This window comes from Bacillus sp. FG16 (assembly GCF_057809515.1).
In genome coordinates, this window is record NZ_JBMDKC010000252.1 from 1 (window position 1) to 1,291 (window position 1,291).

A 1,291-nucleotide genomic window follows, 5' to 3' on the forward strand; every position below is an offset into this window, starting at 1 on the left:
GTCTACCTTGATATAATGAGTTAAAGCTACTTGGATATCGTTTCCTTTCTTGTATAAACTCCAGTCCGTATCGCTCTGGCCACAGCGGTTCTCCTACTTTCCGTCCTATCACATCGTCTTCTTCGGCTTCCAGTGGAAGATTGTAGACTTGCCACGGTAACGGCTTACCGTATTCTTCACTTAACAGTCTGCCTTGTAAATCGTCTTCATGCCATCTTGTGAGAATTAAAATAACAATCGCGCCTGGATGTAAACGTGTGGAAAAAGAATCAATCCATTCATCCCATATCTTCCCGCGATGCGTTTCACTATCAGCTTCCTCACGGTTCTTAATCGGGTCATCGATAATCATTAAGTCCGCACCCATACCCGTGATACCGGATAATACACCACGTGAGATCATGCCACCTATTTCATTATCCAGTAACCATTCATCATGTGCTGAACTTTCTTTCGATATGTGGATATCAAATAAATCAGCTCCATACTTTTTTACCTTCTCTTTATTCTTCTTCCCAAAACGACGAGCGAATGTATCACTATAACTAATCTCAATCACTCTATCCTCTGGAAAGTTACCTAAATAGTAAGAAGGCAGGGTTTCCGTGATGGTCATGGACTTACTATGACGCGGCGGCATGTTGATGGCGATATATTGATTCTCCATCTGTATCTCGCCTGCGTTCATTTGTTTCTTCTTATCCATCGCCTCTTGAATGATTCGTCCTACAAATTCACTATGCGGCGCTTTCTTATATCGCCCTTCATGTACGTAGCACACATACTCATAATAATCACGACGCGCGATTTCCCTTTGTATGTCTTCAACTGTCGGTAGATTTTTTAAGGATGCTTTCAATTTGTTTCAACTCCTCCACAGACAGCTTACGTAAGTCCTTCCTTTCCACCACTGTTTGTTTCATCTCACCGCTATGGTCAATCTCACGTCGGTCACGCCATGCTTGTGGTTTACGGTTCTTTAACCAGAAGATGATGGCTGTTGAATCAGGTGGTACTTGTCGCTTCACTCGTTTGGTTTCCACACTTTCACAATCATCTTCGTTCTGTACCCTCTCCACCGTGACTTCTTCGTACGTGTAACCTGTCGCTCGTTTAAATAATGCATTCTCTACTTCACGATCCACAACTTCTTTTCCCCTACGTATCACTTGGTCCATGACGGGATGCTTCTGCCTCCAATTGTGAAGTGTCACACGAGTAACACCCATGTTATGGGCAATTTGTTCATCAATGAGACCATCTCGTGCCCATCCTTCAATCTTTAATAATC

2 protein-coding genes are annotated in these 1,291 nt (G+C 43.1%); both read right to left on the reverse strand.

All coding sequences use genetic code 11. The features are described 5' to 3' along the window. Positions 1-859 (reverse strand): terminase large subunit domain-containing protein (locus ACODS7_RS32025; protein WP_488828598.1); only part of this gene is annotated, 859 nt, incomplete at its 3' end. Then, on the reverse strand, positions 825-1,291 hold a 467-nt coding region (locus ACODS7_RS32030; RefSeq protein ID WP_488828600.1), incomplete at its 5' end, for a hypothetical protein. The genes ACODS7_RS32025 and ACODS7_RS32030, both read right to left, overlap by 35 nt.